The sequence below is a fragment of the Pseudomonas sp. P1_F1_2 genome, from assembly GCF_056405815.1.
Genome location: NZ_JBFUBK010000011.1, coordinates 19,527 through 36,038, shown reverse-complemented (window position 1 = coordinate 36,038; position 16,512 = coordinate 19,527). Strand labels below are relative to the sequence as shown.

Annotated in this window: 13 protein-coding genes and 1 pseudogene; 8 read left to right on the top strand and 6 right to left on the bottom strand. The window is 58.0% G+C overall.

From position 1 onward, the window contains the following. Positions 1–123 precede the first annotated feature (123 nt). The 5 genes from AC1D2P_RS05270 (at position 124) to AC1D2P_RS05250 (ending at position 6,514) form a co-directional block, all read left to right on the top strand. Positions 124–1,266 (top strand): acyl-CoA dehydrogenase family protein, encoded by a 1,143-nt coding sequence (locus AC1D2P_RS05270; RefSeq protein WP_477757284.1) that lies wholly within the window; start codon positions 124–126, stop codon positions 1,264–1,266. Further along, on the top strand, positions 1,263–2,384 hold the full coding sequence (locus tag AC1D2P_RS05265) for an acyl-CoA dehydrogenase family protein (RefSeq protein ID WP_258668234.1): 1,122 nt from the start codon (positions 1,263–1,265) through the stop codon (positions 2,382–2,384). Before AC1D2P_RS05270 ends, AC1D2P_RS05265 begins: the two co-directional genes overlap by 4 nt. A gap of 79 nt (positions 2,385–2,463) precedes the next feature. Continuing rightward, a complete protein-coding gene (locus AC1D2P_RS05260) occupies positions 2,464–3,549 on the top strand; it encodes a Zn-dependent alcohol dehydrogenase (RefSeq protein ID WP_258668235.1) in 1,086 nt (361 codons plus the stop codon). 93 nt (positions 3,550–3,642) lie between these two features. After that, entirely contained in the window at positions 3,643–4,752 is a 1,110-nt protein-coding gene (locus tag AC1D2P_RS05255) for a CaiB/BaiF CoA transferase family protein (protein ID WP_258668236.1), read from the top strand. A 175-nt stretch (positions 4,753–4,927) separates the two neighbouring features. Further along, positions 4,928–6,514, top strand: a complete 1,587-nt coding sequence (locus AC1D2P_RS05250; protein ID WP_477757285.1) for an arylsulfatase — start codon at positions 4,928–4,930, stop codon at positions 6,512–6,514. An 833-nt stretch (positions 6,515–7,347) separates the two neighbouring features. On the opposite strand, the gene AC1D2P_RS05245 is transcribed toward AC1D2P_RS05250, so the two are convergent. Both AC1D2P_RS05245 and AC1D2P_RS05240 read right to left on the bottom strand, forming a co-directional pair. After that, positions 7,348–7,680 carry a hypothetical protein gene (locus AC1D2P_RS05245; protein WP_258668238.1) on the bottom strand — a complete coding sequence of 111 codons (333 nt, stop codon included), beginning with the start codon at positions 7,678–7,680 and terminating at the stop codon, positions 7,348–7,350. A gap of 17 nt (positions 7,681–7,697) precedes the next feature. Next, complete coding sequence (locus AC1D2P_RS05240) at positions 7,698–8,096, bottom strand: LysE family translocator (RefSeq protein WP_258668239.1); 399 nt, start codon at positions 8,094–8,096, stop codon at positions 7,698–7,700. A gap of 274 nt (positions 8,097–8,370) precedes the next feature. Between AC1D2P_RS05240 and AC1D2P_RS05235 the strand changes: the two are divergent. Continuing rightward, positions 8,371–9,279 (top strand): annotated as a pseudogene (locus AC1D2P_RS05235) (transposase); the annotation flags it as partial. 36 nt (positions 9,280–9,315) lie between these two features. Here AC1D2P_RS05235 and AC1D2P_RS05230 read toward each other — a convergent pair. Then, positions 9,316–13,164 carry an autotransporter outer membrane beta-barrel domain-containing protein gene (locus tag AC1D2P_RS05230; protein WP_258668240.1) on the bottom strand — a complete coding sequence of 1,283 codons (3,849 nt, stop codon included), beginning with the start codon at positions 13,162–13,164 and terminating at the stop codon, positions 9,316–9,318. Between AC1D2P_RS05230 and AC1D2P_RS05225 the strand changes: the two genes are divergently transcribed. After that, positions 13,154–13,303 carry a hypothetical protein gene (locus AC1D2P_RS05225; protein ID WP_258668241.1) on the top strand — a complete coding sequence of 50 codons (150 nt, stop codon included), beginning with the start codon at positions 13,154–13,156 and terminating at the stop codon, positions 13,301–13,303. The two genes, AC1D2P_RS05230 and AC1D2P_RS05225, sit on opposite strands and share 11 nt — an antisense overlap. 527 nt (positions 13,304–13,830) lie before the next feature. Beyond that, positions 13,831–14,154 carry an MBL fold metallo-hydrolase gene (locus tag AC1D2P_RS05220; protein WP_258668242.1) on the top strand — a complete coding sequence of 108 codons (324 nt, stop codon included), beginning with the start codon at positions 13,831–13,833 and terminating at the stop codon, positions 14,152–14,154. 10 nt (positions 14,155–14,164) lie between these two features. On the opposite strand, the gene AC1D2P_RS05215 is transcribed toward AC1D2P_RS05220, so the two are convergent. The 3 genes from AC1D2P_RS05215 to AC1D2P_RS05205 all read right to left on the bottom strand — a co-directional run bounded on the left by AC1D2P_RS05215 (position 14,165) and on the right by AC1D2P_RS05205 (position 16,509). Beyond that, positions 14,165–14,389, bottom strand: a complete 225-nt coding sequence (locus AC1D2P_RS05215) for a hypothetical protein (RefSeq protein WP_258668243.1) — start codon at positions 14,387–14,389, stop codon at positions 14,165–14,167. A 68-nt stretch (positions 14,390–14,457) separates the two neighbouring features. After that, positions 14,458–14,667, bottom strand: a complete 210-nt coding sequence (locus tag AC1D2P_RS05210; RefSeq protein WP_258668244.1) for a hypothetical protein — start codon at positions 14,665–14,667, stop codon at positions 14,458–14,460. 69 nt (positions 14,668–14,736) lie between these two features. After that, on the bottom strand, positions 14,737–16,509 hold the full coding sequence (locus tag AC1D2P_RS05205) for a ShlB/FhaC/HecB family hemolysin secretion/activation protein (RefSeq protein ID WP_258668245.1): 1,773 nt from the start codon (positions 16,507–16,509) through the stop codon (positions 14,737–14,739). Between the last annotated feature and the right edge of the window lie 3 nt (positions 16,510–16,512).

The following is a 16,512-nucleotide window of genomic DNA, read 5'->3' as shown; positions in this document are numbered from 1 at the left end:
GGAAATTGACTGGATCGATGGCGCTTGATCCTGTGACGAGAATGCTGATAGCTTATTTACTTATTGGCTGACCAGCAAGTGTGTTGGTCGACCGTAACTCAACACCACATGAGCAGACCCCCCATGCAGGCACTCGATATCAAGCCCTGTAGGCTAGACGCCAAGGCGCAAGCGTTACGCGCAGAGGTTCGTGCGTTTCTCGCCGAAGAGTTGAAGCACTATTCACCGGCCGAGCGTGCCAAAGGTCTCGTCGGCCTTGTTCCGGAATTCACCCGCAAGCTCGGTGAGCGCGGCTGGCTGGGCATGACCTGGCCCGCGCGCTATGGCGGTCACGAACGCAGTGCGCTGGAGCGCTACGTGGTTCTGGAAGAACTGCTGGCGGCAGGCGCACCGGTTGGGGCGCACTGGGTCGCCGAACGTCAGAGCGGTCCGTTGCTGATCAAGTTTTCTCCGGAAGTTTTGGCACCGCAGATCGTTCCCGGCATCACCTGCGGCGAGATACTTATGGCAATCGGCATGAGCGAGCCCGACGTCGGTTCCGACCTGGCGGCGGTGCGCACCCGTGCGGAAAAAACCGAAGGTGGCTGGATCGTCAACGGCAGCAAAGTCTGGACATCAGGCGCCCACCTGGCCCACTACATGATTACGCTGCTGCGGACCGGACCGAAGGAGGAGAGCAATCGGCGCGCGGGGCTGTCGCAATTGCTGATCGACCTCAAGGCTCCCGGTGTGACCGTGCGCCCGATCTACAACATGCTCGGCGAGCATGACTTCAACGAAGTGTTCCTGGAAAACGTCTTCGTTCCCGATGATTTCGTCATTGGGCAGTTGGGCAATGGCTGGCAGCAGGTCACCGCGGAGCTTGCGTTGGAACGCAGCGGTCCGGAGCGTTACCTGAGCAGCACCCAGTTGTATCTCGCCATGCTGGACGAGGCCGACCCGCAAGATAGCCGGCACGCAGTCGGCCTGGGTCGTCTGGCAGCGCGTTACGCGACGTTGCGGCAGATGTCGCTGGGCGTCGCCGGCATGCTCGCCCGTGGCGAAAACCCGGCCATCCCGGCGACGGTGGTCAAGGACCAAGGGGCCTTGCTCGAACAGGCGATTCCTGACGTCGCTCACGACCTGTTCGGCGATCAGCGCGAGCCAGGCTCCGACCTCGACCAAGCGATGCGATTCCTGACTCAGAGTGCACCGTCCTTCTCCTTGCGTGGCGGCACTCGTGAAATTCTGCGCGGCATTATTGCCGGGGGTCTTGGACTGCGATGAACACAGCAATCAATAACCAGGGTGCGGACGATGGCACCCCTTCGGATTTGCAAACCATGATCGCCGACAGCGTCGAGCGTCTGTTTGCCAAACACGTCACCCGTGAATTGCTCGAGCGCTTCGATGCTGGCCACCGCGCAGATGCGTTATGGCAGCAGGTCGTCGACAACGGTCTGCCCGGTGCGCTGGTACCGGAAAGCGCTGGGGGGAGTGGTGCCAACTGGCTCGACGCCAGCCCGGTTTTGCGCGCCATTGGTTACTGGCAGGCGCCCCTGCCACTGGCGGAAACCATGCTCGCGGCAGCACTGCTGGCGCACGCCGGGATGGAAGTGCCAGAAGGTTCGATCACCCTGATTCAAGCCGGCCGACTGGGCGATCTACGACTTGATCAAGAGGGGGGGCACCTCGAGGGCCGAGCCGTCAACGTGCCCTGGGCCCGTACATGTCGCTGGGCGGTTGTTGCCGATGGCCAACGCCTGGCGCTGGTTGACCTGCGCCAGGCAGCCGTGACCCTGGCAGCCGGTAGCAATTTTGCCGATGAAGAGCGCGACACCCTGGTGTTCGCCAACGCCAGCAGTCAGGCTACCGGTCATCTGCAACTGGCCGATCTGCCCGAGCCGATATGGCATCTCGGTGCATTGGTGCGCGCTTGCACGCTGGTGGGCACGCTTGAAGCCGCCGTCGATAAGGCCGTGTTGTACGCCAATGAACGCGTGCAATTTGGCAAGCCGATCAGCAAGCAACAGGTCCTCCAGCAATACCTGGCTCAAATGGCCGGTGCCACAGGCGCGGCGCGGATGGCGGTGCAAGTTGCCTTGCGTAGCGCGAGCGATCTGTTCCTCGGGGCCGCCGGCAATCACAGCACCCTGGCATTCGACATCGCGGTGGCCAAGGTGTGTGCCGGCGAAGCCGCAACGCTGGCCGCGTCCGTGGCCCATCAGGTGCACGGCGCTATCGGTTTTACCCATGAACACACACTGCATTTTGCGACGCGTCGCCTGTGGGCCTGGCGTGACGAGTTCGGCAGCGATGCCCATTGGGCCAAGGTGCTCGGCAAGGCGGCGATTGCCGCGGGTTCCGAGGGGTTCTGGGTAGGGTTGACCGATCGAAGTTTGTGAAGTGCCGGCTTATTCAGTCATCGCGTGAATGGACTGACCATTCACGCCCACAAAACAATAATGTTTACCGAGGTACATCATGAAAGCTGCCGTTTTCCATACACCGGGCTCCCCTTTGACGATCGAGGACGTCGGAATCAGCAAGCCGGGTCCGCGTGAAGTGCTGGTCCGCACGGTCGCTGTCGGTGTCTGTCACTCAGACCTGCACGTCGTCGACGGGATGTACCCACATCCCGCACCGGTGGTTCTCGGCCACGAGGCTGCCGGTATCGTCGAACAGGTGGGCTCGGACGTGCGCACCGTCAAACCTGGGGATCATGTGGTCACGTGCCTGTCAGTCTATTGCGGCCACTGCGCGCATTGCGTCACCGGCCACTTGTCGCTGTGCGTATCGCCGGAAACACGTCGCGGCAAAGGTGATGAGCCACGCCTGACGTACGTGCAAAAACCCATGCCGCAATTTGCCAACCTGTCCGCCTATGCCGAACAGATGTTGGTTCACGAGCATGCGCTGGTTGCCATTCGCCGTGACATGCCGCTGGACCGCGCCGCACTGCTCGGCTGCGCCGTGACCACTGGGACCGGTGCAGTGTTCAACACCGCCAAAGTACGTCCCGGCGAAACCGTGGCGGTGCTGGGCTGCGGCGGCATCGGCCTGGCCGCGATCAATGGCGCGGTGCTGGCCGGTGCCGGTCGCATCATCGCCATCGACATGGTGGACTCCAAGCTGGAATTGGCCCGGCAGTTTGGCGCTACCGATGTCATCAACGCCAAGCAGGGCGAAACGGTCCAGCAGGTGGTGGAGCTGACCCGGGGCGGTGTGGATCATTCGTTCGAATGCATCGGCCTCAAGCAGACCGCGGAGCAGGCGTTCGGCATGCTCAAACGCGGCGGTTGCGCCACGATCATTGGCATGATGAAACCTGGCATCAAGCTCGAAATCGACCCTTTCCAGCTCCTGCAAGCGCGCCGCATCCAAGGGTCGATCATGGGCTCTAACCGCTTTCCGGTCGATCTGCCGAGCTTGACCGATTTCTACATGCAGGGCCGACTCAAACTCGACGAGATGATTTCGCAGCGCATCAAACTGGAGGATATCAATGTTGCCTTCGACGAAATGCGTCGTGGCGAGTTGGCGCGTTCGGTGATCGTCTTCGATCAATGAGATTTGGCTGAGTGGTCGGGGCAGGGCGCGTAGACGCGGTTACCGCCCGACTCCGACTAGCAAACCAAAAACGGACGAGAGAAGAGGATACCCATGCTTGGCGACATTAAAATTGTAGAAATCTGCGGCATCGGTCCCGGACCGTTTTGTGCCATGCATCTGGCAGATCTCGGGGCGCAAGTCATCGCCGTTGAGCGTGGCGAAACTACCTATGTTACAGGCGAGAAGAAAGCCTCGACGAATACGATGAATCGTGGCAAGCGCTCTGTCGTAGTCGATCTGAAAACGCTCGAGGGGCGTGAGACTGTGCTGAAGTTGATCGAAAATGCGGACGCGTTAATCGAAGGGATGCGCCCCGGGGTGATGGAGCGTCTAGGGCTTGGTCCAGAGGTGTTGCTGGCCCGTAATCCGAGGTTGGTTTACGGGCGTATGACAGGCTGGGGGCAGAGTGGCCCGATGGCTCATGCGGCAGGCCACGACAACAACTATATCTCGCTGTCCGGAGCGATGTATTACTGCGGAACAGAGGGAGAAGCGCCGTCTTCCCCTATCACGCTAATCGGCGACATCGGTGGCGGGGCACTCTATCTCGCGGTGGGTCTACTGGCCGGCATCCTCAATGCGCGCACTACAGGAAACGGCACAGTGGTGGATGCCGCGATCGTCGACGGATCGGCGCACATGATGCAGTTGCTGATGTCGATGGCTTCCCGTGGTGGTATCCAGGAGCAGCGAGGCAAGAGCATGCACGATGGCTCCCATTTCTACGCTACTTATCGTTGCGCCGACAACCACTACATTACCCTGGGGGCGATGGAACCCCAGTTTTATGCACTATTACTGGAAAAACTAGGCCTGGTCGATGACCCTCGCTTCGCCAAACAATGGGATAAAGGGCACTGGAGCGAAATGCGCTCGGCGTTCGAACAAATCTTTATTGGCCGTACTCGCGAGCACTGGTGCGAGCTGTTCGAAGGCACAGACGTATGTTTTGCTCCGGTACTCGGCCCGCATGAGTCTGTCGAGCATCCGCACATGGTCGCGCGAGGTGTGTATTTCGAGCGTGATGGCATGTTGCAGGCCCACCCCGCACCACGCTTTGATAGCCAAGTGGTGACGCCGGGCCCTACACCGACCCGTGGCGAAAATACAGAACAAGTCAAAGCGGCACTCGATGCGAATGGCGAGGGGCTTTGGTCTTGAAGCCTCAAAAGCAGCCAACCATCGATTAAAAAAGCTGGAAACCTCAATTGGTCTACCGTGAATCATGGTGGCTGTAGGGCACCTGTCTGGTCGCATTGACCCTAATGATTTTTAGTTAGTGCTGCCATACAGGGTTGGTGGTTAACCTCGACTAAGGCGTATGGGAGCAGTCAATATGACCCGCAAACACAAATGGCTACCGCGATTGGCCTTGGTGGCAATCTCGGTGATGGCGATTTCGGCTACTGCCGGAGCCGCTGAAAAACCCAACATCCTCGTGATCTTCGGTGATGACATCGGCCAGACCAACATCAGCGCCTACTCCATGGGCGTGGTCGGCTACAAGACTCCGAATATCGACCGTATCGCCAAAGAAGGCATGCTGTTCACTGATTACTACGCGGAGAACAGTTGCACCGCTGGACGTTCTTCGTTCATTACCGGTCAGACGCCGCTGCGTACAGGCCTATCCAAAGTGGGCATGCCAGGTGCGCCTGTGGGCCTGCAAAAACGTGACATCACCATTGCCCAAGCCCTTAAATCCCAAGGTTATGCGACTGGCCAATTCGGCAAGAACCACCTAGGTGACCGGGACGAATACTTGCCCACCGCCCACGGGTTCGACGAGTTTTTCGGCAACCTGTACCACCTCAATGCCGAAGAAGAACCCGAACGCCCCTACTGGCCAAAAGACGATCCTGATTTCCTCAAGAGTTACGCGCCGCGCGGTGTGATCCATAGCTTCGCCGACGGCAAGATTGAAGACACTGGAGCCCTCACCGCTAAGCGCATGGAGACTATCGACGACGAAACCACCGCAGCGGCGCAAGCGTTCATCGAGAAACAGGTGAAGGCGGACAAACCGTTCTTTGTCTGGATGAACACCACCCGGATGCACGCATTCACCCATGTGCGCGATTCGATGAGAGGCCAAAGCGGAATGCCCGGTAATGAGTACGCCGACGGCATGGTTGAGCATGACAATGATGTTGGCAAGCTGCTGAAAACCCTCGACGATCTGAAAATTGCTGACAACACCGTCGTGGTTTACACCACCGACAACGGCCCGAATCAGTTTTCATGGCCAGACGCGGCGACCACGCCGTTTCGCAACGAGAAGGACTCCAACTGGGAAGGCGCATTTCGGGTGCCTGCGATGATCCGCTGGCCGGGCAAGATCAAGGCCGGTGAGGTGTCTAATGATATGTTCTCGGGCATGGACTGGTTTCCGACCTTGTTGGCGGCCGCTGGCGACGCAGACGTCAAGGACAAGCTACTCAAGGGGTGGGCTCCGACTGCCGGTGGAGCCAGCTTCAAGGTGCACCTCGACGGTTATAATCAACTACCGTACCTGACCAGCCAGCAACCAACCGGCGCACGGCACGAGTTCTACTACTTCAACGATGACGGGGTGCTGGTGTCCATGCGCTTCGACAATTGGAAAGTGGTGTTCTGTGAGCAACAACAGCCAGGCGGTTTCCGGGTCTGGAGCGAGCCCTTCGTCTGCCTGCGGGTACCGAAGATTCTCAACCTGCGCATGGACCCCTACGAGCGTGCAGATGTGGTGTCCGACCAGTATTACGATTGGTCGAGCAAGAACATTTATCTCGCTGCGGTAGCGGTGAGCAAAGCCGCGAAGTTCCTGCAAACTTTCATCGACTATCCGCCAAGTCAAAAACCGGCCAGTTTCAGCATTGACCAGATTCGTGCTGCCGTGGATGCGAAAATTGCCGAGAAGATGAAGGATCAACCTGCACAGTAAGTCCGCCCGACCGCCGCTCGTTTCACCGGCGAGCGGCACCCGGTCCACGTCCCCAAGCTGCTTCCAGCTAGCCCAGTAACTCTGTGAAAGAACATTGGGCCTTTAATGCATAACGGCTTTAGGGCATTTAAAGCTCAAATGATTGATTCGCCGTCAAATATCGAATAAGCAATCTGCCAGGCGCGAGGAGGCGAGCAGTTCAGTTTTACTGGGTTGCGCGGGCGATGAGGATAGATTATGACGGTACCCATTAGCGATTCGTCGTGTCTGAACGTACCTCTATCGACCGCATTCGGCCGTGTCTTCGATCTGATGTATTCAACTCAGACGAATTAACTGAATAGGGTGTTTTTTGCTTATTGCGACGGGCAAAAAAAGATCAAAAGCACTCTTTCGAAATCGGATTTTTTTTTCGAACCTATTGGGAGCGACTCAGCTTGGGATGACGTCACGACGCTAGAAAACCTTCAGCGAGAAACAGAGTCGCGTCGCTGGCCCCTCAGCCCCAATGTTAGAATTTTGTTTTGAAAAAGGAGTTTCATCTGTGGAGGCTGGAAAAAAGAGTTGCCCCATTGCGCGGAAGTCATCATGACTGATGCCATCTTATGCAAACACTGCCAATTGGACCTCAGGCAAAAAACACGAATCTCACCTGGGTGGCCACGACCAACAGAAAAAAGTTTTGGCCTGTGCAGCAAGATCGCTGCAGGCATCTTATCGCCATCGCCTTGTACGTGGCGTTCGGTTTTTATGTCAGTAACACATCGGAAAACAAGGAAAGAATACAGGCCCGAGAAGCCGCCGAACGATGCCGCGAGGCAGTCGACAGCTACTCAGGTCCGGAAGTCGGGAAAAATATCGTCGCAGACGTGTGTCGAAAGCTGGAGGACGAATTGCGCGAGAGTTTGAACCACGCGCCATAAGAAAAGTCGATTACGAAGCCCGCCATTGAGCGGGCTTTTGGCCTTTTGGCCTTTTGGCATCAGACAGAAATCGGCCAAAAACAGACACCCTGCTTCGACCCACTTCCCGGTAAACAGAGCCAAACGAACAGCCCGCCCCATAAAAACCGCGCCCAATAGCTGATTGAGTCTTTTGGCAATGTTGGCATTGCTTGCCAGCTTACTCCCGACCTTGCTGGCCAAGAGAATCACTGCAACATTCACGATCAGTCCTATGGCATTTAAAATGGTCGCAAATGCCCACATTTGTACGACAGCGAGCCTTTAGTCGGGTCCACAAATTGTGGAAACAAGGCCAGTACAAACAGCGCCATTTTTGGGTTCAACAGATTCGTCACCAGGCTTTGTCGAAAAATGCGCAACAGCGGCGTGGGCGGCAAGGCTTCATCGGGTGCCAGGGGTGATGAGCTGCTGGTAAGAGCTTTCCAGGCAAGAAATGCCAGGTACGCCGCACCGGCAAATCTGACGAGGTCGTAAGCCGCAGGTACAGCGGTCATCAACTGCGACAGTCCGAGTGCTGCGGCTAATGCGTGGCAATAAGTGCCTGCCTGAATACCTGCAAGTGAAACAAAACCCGACGCTCGACCTTGGTTCAGACTCCGCGAAGCGATCAACAGCATGTCAGGGCCAGGCGTCAGTGTGAGCGCAACGCAAGCGCTTGCGAAAGTAATGCTACAGAAACGTCAATCATAAAATGCCTCAGGCTCTTATTGTTAAAGTCACCTTGCAGGCGAATGACTACATTCTACAGAAGGTTCACAACAGCCCATAACCGTAGGCATGCTACTTTCAACGAATTGCGGTCGCTAGCGAAAGGCATCAATGGTCTAGGCTGTGTGAAAACGCCATTGATTGTCTAACCTTCAGATCGTCGAAATCGTATCGGGGGCGATCATTAAGCGATTCATCGAAGGTGGAGGCTCGGACACAAGTGACGTTGCTGCCTGAGTGCCTGGACGATTACGTTGCTGAGGAAAAACCAGTGCGAGTGGTCGACGTTTTCGTCGATAAACTCGCCCTGGGTGCACTTGGGTTTTGAAGGTATTGATCCTGCTGCAACGGGGCGTCCGGCCTACCATCCCGCGATGTTGCTGAAAATCTATATCTACGGCTATCTCAATCGGATTCAGTCCAGTCACAGGCTTGCACGTGAGGCTCAGCGCAACGTCGAGTTGATGTGGCTGACGGGGCGCTTGGCTCCTGACTTCAAAACCATCGCCGACTTTCCCAAAGACAACGGCAAAGCCATTCGCAGCGTCTGCCGTCAGTTCGTAGTGCTTTATCGCAACCTCAATCTTTTCTCTGCATCGCTCATCGCCATCGATGGCAGCAAGTTCAAAGCAGACAACAATCGTGACCGTACCTTCACCCAGGGCAAAGTGAAGGCACGCATGCATGCAGCAGATCGAACAGAGCATTGACCGGTATCTGGCGGCGATGGATTCGGCGGATCGGGCAACGCCCGAAGTGGCCGAGGCCAAGGCCGAGCGGCTGAAAGAAAAAATCGAAACGCTGAAAAAGCAGATGCAGAAACTCAAGGATATCGAGGCACAGCTCCACGACAGTCCAGACCTGCAAATCTCCCTCACAGACCCAGATGAACGCTCAATGGCCTCGAGCGGACGAGGCACCGGAACGGTTGGCTATAACGTCCAAACAGCTGTCGACGACAAGCACCATTTGATCGTTGCCCATGAGGTGACCAATGTTAGTAATGATCGTGGGCAACTGTGCAATATGGCGAACCAGGCGCGTGATGAAATCGAGGCTGAATCGCTAACGGTGGTGGCCGACCGAGGCTATTCACACAGCCTGAACCCCTAGCACACGCTGGCAGAATCAGAAGTCGTATTTTACACCCAGCATGCCCTCGTAGCTGTGGCTGTCGCCATCGAAGGACTTCTGATAGCCCGCGGAGATATAGAAAGTGACTTTCTTGTCCGCCTGGTAATCAACGCCCAGGTTGGCCTCCCACCAGCTCCCCCCAATATCCGCCTCGAAGGGCACGAAGCCGTTGGCCGATGAAAATTCGGTCTTGGGTTGTCCCTTGAACTCATGCCAGACGCTGGGACGTAGCCAGCCATTGGTACGCAGTGCCTCGCCCTTGTCGTTCTCGCGGAACCAGTCCTTGGCCAGACGCACGCCAAGTCGGCCGATCAGCGAGTCGACGTCCCTGAAACGCACGTCGGCAGCGATGTCATCGCTGTTGTCGAGATCGATGTGGGAATAGATCACTTGGGCTTGTGGCTCGAGGTACAGGTTTTCATTCTTGTGTTCTTCATCGCCCTCATCGACCAGAAACGGGTAACCGGTTTCCAGTGATGCGGAGTAGCCCCAGCCTTGGGTGTCCAGTTCATCGATGTCGCCCGGCTTGGCCTCGATGTCGAAGCGGTGCAGTTGCAACACGCCGTCCACATAGCCACCGTCGGGCCCAAAGTGCGTCCAGTAGCCACCCAGGCTGTAAGCACGCAGTTCGTTATCACCGGCGCCAATCCCGCTGTAGTGATCAACTCCCCCCGAGATGTTGCCGACCGCCAGCGATACCCCGGCCTGGTCATGGCTGCCGTCGGTGTCCTCGCCGCGATAAAGGTCCAGACCGACCTGGAAGGCCTGCATGTCATAGTTGTAGCCTGGGGAGTTACCAAACGGGCCGTTGTGACCGCTTTCTCGTTCGCCATTGCGAAAGATCATCCGCCCCCAGCCGAGCGACGGGCCGTAGGTTTCTTCATGCTCCTTGGGCAACGGGTCGGTGGGCATCCGGCGTTCTTCAGCAACCCGCTCGTGCAAGGTGTCGATCATGCCGCGGGTATAAACCAGCGCCATGGCCGGGATGGCTCCGTACAACGAGGTTTCCGGGCGGAAGTTCGGCACGGACGGAGTAGGGGGCGTGGGCGTATCAGGCGTATCAGGCGGAACCGGTGGGGTTGGATCGGCGCTGGAACGCAGGTACCACGCTTCACCGTTGGTTGCATCCACGCTCGCCCGATGCAAAGTGTATTCGTAGGGGCCGGCGATCGCCCGATTGCCCAGGCGGAAAGCATTGGCGGCGGTGGTGCCGCCGTTCTGCGTATCCACCACGAGGATGCCGTTGCCGGTGGTCAGGGCACCTCGCCCAAGGACGCCGCTGGCATCCCGGGCGTTACGGACCAGCAACGCCGTGTTGCCGGTGGCCAGCGCCGTTGCGGTGCCCCCGTCGATCACCAGTCTGTCGGAAGGCGAGCCGTCGCCCTCCAGGAATGTATGGAGCGCAATGGTGCCATCGCCGCTGTAATTGTTGACGGTGAGAGTCTTGAAGACACCGCCTGTGGGCGCGGAGAAATCGATCAGGCTGGGGTCATTGACCAGGTTGGTCAGATTGGAATCTCCCGTCATGCGCCAGACACTGTTATTGGTCAGCGTCAGGTTGGAAACGCTGCCGGGCGCCGTGAAGGCCGAACCGACCACCGTCGATCCGGAGAGGTTGATATTGGCCAGGCCAGGCACTACGGGCGGGGCAGGGGCTGTGATCGGGGGAGATTGCAACGGAGGCAAGGCGCCGGTGACTTCATCCGGGAAATCCGCCGGGCCGGTCAGGGGTGGAGGCGAAGCGGTCAGCAAGGGGAAGTCACTGAGCGTACCCACGCGCAGCCACTCACTGGCACCCGTCGCGGTCGAGTTGGTCAGGGTGATGTTGGCATCGCCGGCAACACCAATAATCGGCCCGCTGCTGTTGGTCAGCGTGCTGCGGGTGAAGTCGGCCGAGGAGACCGCCGCCGGTATGCCCAAGGCGTAGAGCGCCATGGAGTTGGCGCCGCTGGCCACCACCGTCGAGTCAGTGCCGACGATACGCCCGCCGATGACCGCGACCGCGCCATGGGCGGTCGCGCCGATGGTGTGGATCGAGCTCTGGTTGATCGTCACCGAAGTAGGACTATCGCGGGAAAATGCACCATGCGCGCCGACGCCCTGAGTGAGCACCGTGGTGCGATTGGCAACTACATCGGCTTGCCCGCGACCGGTGGGTGTCGAACCGTAGTTCTCGAGCACTGCACGAAGGCCTGCGGCACCGGTTCCCTGCGTCGTGATCGACGTGTCGTTCAGGGTCACCGTGGCGACATCAACCGGCTGGTCATTGCGCGATTGCGCCTGTGCACCGTAGGCATTGAGGCCGGTGGTTTGCACGGTGGTGCGGTTGGTCGTGGTATTGGCACTGAATTGAGAACCCACCTGTTCCGCTATCGCAAATACCCCGACACCCAACTCGCCTGAGGTGGTGATCCTGACGTCATTGAGGGTCGAATGACCGCCATCGTCGGACCAGGCACCCATGGCGGAAAGCCCGGAAGTGTTGACCACCGTACCGTTGGCAGTCAGGGTGCCGCCGGGATTGCGTGCGCCAAGGCCATGGGCGAATGACGATGGCCTGACCTGGTTACCGCTGGTGGTGATCGTGCCACCGTTGAGCATCATCGTGCCGTTGAGGTCGGCAATCGCCCCCATGGCGTTATCGTCGCCGGTAGTGTTGATCGTCACATTGTTCGCCGTCACCGTGCCGGGTATGCCCGTCAGACTGCTGGCGGTCAGCCCCGCGGAGTTCGGGCCTGTCGTCGTGATCGAGCTATTGCTGATGATGAGGTTTGCGCCATCCCGGGCCGTCACGCCCACGGCGATGGTGGGGGTCGTGGTGCTGATGCTGCTATTGGTCAGCGTCAAGGTCGAGCCCACGCCCTCTACCTGTACTGCGGGTGAGAAAGGTCCGGTGACACCGTTGAGCGCAACGCTGCTGTTGTTCACCTGCGCACTACCACCGGCCTTGATGGAAATCCCGAATGCGCGGCTGCCCGACAACTGGATGGCCGTGTCCGCCACTTGCGCCTGCGAACCGGCGCCCTCCACAGAAAGGCCAAAGCCGCGCACGCCCGTAGTGGATATCGCACTGCCGCTTCCGCTCATCACGATCTTGCCGCCGTTGACTGCCCGCACCCCGGCATTGGGAGTGCTGTCTATGTTGGCGGCCCCCGAGTTGGTGAACGAGCTACTGGTCAAGACCAAGGTGCCACCGGCGTCGGCCAGCGCCGCTGACGCATTGAGGCCGGACGCGCTCGCCATGATGCCCGTGGCATTGATCTGGCTGCCGGCACCGGTGGCGTACAGGGCATGGCTGCCTGCTAGCGTGGTCGCGTTCGTTGTACCGGCAGAAGTGATCTGCGCTCCGTTTGATAAATTGACCCCCCCACCGTTCTCGGCCAACACCCCAAAGGCCCCCCGGGAATTGGTGTTGACAGAGCCCCCGCTGAAGTTGACCTGGCTTCCCGCCCCGGTCGCCACCAAACCATAGTTGCCCGTGCCATTGGCACCACCAGTGACCAGCACGGTAGTGTTGCTCAACGTCAGCGCACCGCCATGATCGGCCCCAGCACCGACCATGTTCAGCGAGGTGCCTGAGGCGGGTGTCAGGTCGAGCGTGGCGCCGGTCGCCGAGACAGTGCTGCCTGCGCCAGCCGCACGTAATCCGATTTGTCCGTTGGCGGCAGCCCCGACGGAGGTGGTAGTCACAGTGCTGGCATTAAAACTGATGGCGGCGCCTTGCAGCGCTATTGCGCCGGTAGTGGTGGCGGCCGCCAGATTGACGGTAATGCCGTCACCGATGATTTGCCCCAACAGACCGCTGTCGTTCAAGCCAACGGCATTGACGGCGTTGACTGTCACGGTTGTGCCGGCCGGTACTGTGCAGGTGGTGTTATTGGCCACCACCGGTGAAGGGCAGTTCGCGGCCCACGTTGGCGACTCCATTCCGGCCAAAAGCGCTACCGTGGCTGCTGTGTGCAGCCGCAGTCGCCATACGTGATTGATACCTAGAGACGAGACTTTTGCGAGAAAAGGTAGGGGATACGTTGTGCTTCCTTTCATTGCCCGCATGCGATGAATGAACAACCCGGACGAGTTCAAGTGCTGAGCCATTGCGATCAACTCCCTCTGTGAATCCTCGAAATACCCTGTCGAGATCCCCCCTCAGAAGCGTCGCTTCACCCGTGATTTACGCGCGATTCGGATGGCGAACAGGCCGACGCTTGAGACTGCTTGGGGTATGTCTGGTGTTAGGTGTAGTCCAACCTGTGATTTTTTGCCGCTTGCCTCGTCTGATTTCGGATCCAATAAACCAATAGTGTAAGAAGAGGACTCCAAACTTATGACTTAACCTTACGTCATACATAACGGGGTGGCCGTTTTTGGCCGTTTTACCCCTCTGGCCAAGAGCAGAAATCAGCCAGAAGTGGCCCTCGAAGGTGTCTATGAATCTAGGGCCGCTTCACGCTTGGAAAAACAGCGCACGCCTAATCCTGATCGATGGCCATGCCTGAGAGCAGCTCGGCAATGACTGGCACTTCCATGTCAGCGACTGCTACACCGGGACAGTTGTTACCGAAAATCCAGCTGCTCGTTGGCCCGGTTGTTTTTGTGGGCGATCTGATCCCGGGAACTCACTTTCTGAGTCTGAACATCAACAGTGCTTATGATCGGAATCCGGAATGCGTGGCAGGCGATAAAGCACGTCTGCTCGATCATTTGGTGACGATGCGCGGACGTCTGTTTTTCTCACGGGACCCAGACTTTGTCATGGTCAAAGTCATGCGTGACCGGCAGTCACGATACATACCCTTTGATCCTTACACCTCTTTCAAACGCTTCGATCACTGAGACGTCAGCGTTAATGCGACAGTACAAAGAAATGATTGGCCGTGACGTCCTTTGAGAGCCCTCTCAACACCTCGGCCTCGTTGACCAGCAGGTCAATGATGCCGAGGACGTTCCTGGTTTCCTCTGCCGACAACCGGTGAAGAATAGCCAGCAGATCTATGGCACAGTTTTCATTGACTGAGGCCGACTTTAGGAATTTTAGCTGAAGCTGTTGAATATGAAACACGGCGTCCATCGATTCATCTCTCGTTAAAAGTACAAACACACAAAAAGCGTTTTTCAGTAGCAACCGGTTGCTGAGCTTCACCTTCTCCTATCAGGCATGCAGCATTGATTCCGGCTGGACGCAGACTGGCTGTGCAGTTGCATGATCCAGGCGAGGTTTTCTCCTTCTTGTACTTCCAGGGCTTCGAGAAGCGCAGCGGTGTGGTTACGGGTGAAGGCGAAGTTCGGCGCGTGGTGTGTAACCAACACCCGGGCTTTGTTCCAGATCACACGAAAATGACGGTTCATGAGGGTTCTCCTTGGAGACAGGGCCCATCGGTTATGGACCTGTTGGCCCATAACCGGTGGGTGTCATTGCTAGAACAATTTGAGGAAGTTGATGTAGAGGCGAGGCTCCTTGCCGTTGCGGTCTTCTAGCTCTTCGGCGCTGACCGAACGGGTTAGGGGGAAGGCCACTTCCGGCGAAATGAACAGATCCTTGCCAACTTGCACGTGAGCACCCACGCCGGCGGAAGACAGACTTTCCGAGCCTGTATAGGCTGGCTGTTCGCTCCACACCTTGCCGATGTCCCAATAGCCGTAGTACTGGGTCGGTACGACGAAATCCTTGATCTGGTGCTGACGGTTGTACTGCAACTCGACTTTGCCGGCGGCGCCTTTGTCGCCGGTAATTTCCGAGGGGTCATAGCCTCGACCGAACTGGCTACCACCCACGCCGAACTGTTCAGGGGTGAGTAAACGGTTGCCGAAGTTGGTCTGCCCGGTCACGGCCAAGTATAGGTCAAGACCGGGGGTAATGGCGCTGAGGTCCTGGATACGTTGGGCATCGACTTGCAGCTTGGTGAAGTCAGTCTCACCACCTTCGCGCGATGGATTGGTACGGTTTTTCGAGCTGGCACCCATCACGTTCAAGCCACGGCTCAATTCGCCTTTGAGCAGGTTGCGGCCGCCATGGTGGTCGGTGAAGTCCCAACTGGCGCCCAGGCGCACGGCACGAATGCGGTCATCGCTCGAAGGGGGCAGGTCCGGGTCGTTGAGGTACTCGGATTGACCATTGAACCAGGTGAAGGCGGCCGAGGTCTTGACGGTCTGCGCACGTGTGCGAATCCATGGATGGATCACCCTGACGGCAACGGTATCGCCTGAACTGTTGGCATTGAGAATGGAAGCCACATCGGGTTTGCCGTCGTTGTGTTGTGCCAGAACACTGAGCATCGTGCCCTGGCTTCCGACCGGCATCTCATACTGGCCTTCGTAGAACGACATTTTGTCGCTCTCCAGCGAGCGTCCATAACGCAGGGAAATTTGATCGCCGATCTCGAAGGGATCATTCAGCGCCACTCCACCGTAAGCTTGCCAAGGGCCGAAGTAGCGGCTGTCGCGGTTGTCTGCACCGACGAATCCTTCCCAGCGCCGAAGTTCGGTCTGCAAGTTCAGGTCGCTGCCTTCACGTACTGGCGAGGCCGACAGCACGCCTCGGGCTTCGTAGCCAGGCAGGTCGTTAATCAGCAGCAGATTGCGCTCCAGGGTTTCGCCTTTGAGCGGCACTTCATCATTGATATTTTTCGCGTAGTGGTTGATCGCACGGTTGCTGGTGCCATCGACCTTGACGCTGTTGACGCGTCCCTCAATGACTTGCAGATGCAACTCACCTTTATCGATGTGCTGCGCAGGAACGAAGGTGCGGACCAGAATGAAACCGGCGGCACGATAACGCTGGGTAATGGCATCCGCGACCACGTTGACCTGTGCCAGCGTTATTTCGTGTCCTTCCAGTTGGCTCAGCAGTGGCTTGAAGGTGGCGGCGGGGTAGCTGTGGATGCCATCGAGAATCACCTTGTTCACCTTGAACGGCACATTGCTACTCATCACCGGTGTCTGGGCTTGTTGGTCCTCGACCAGTTTTTCTTGAGGGCTGATGGTTGTGGCAGGCAGTTCCAGTGAGCCCGGCATGTTGTTGGGTGATGTACGCAGGCCTTGCTCGTTGGGAAACTCGACCCGACCTGGATCGAGTGGTTTCAAGGGCACAGGCGTGGCGGCAAAGCCAGTCGAGGCGAACGATGCGCTGGCCAGGCATACGCACAGTGCGATGGCCAAGGGACGCAGAGTAAATGGGGTTGAAGTTTTCATAAT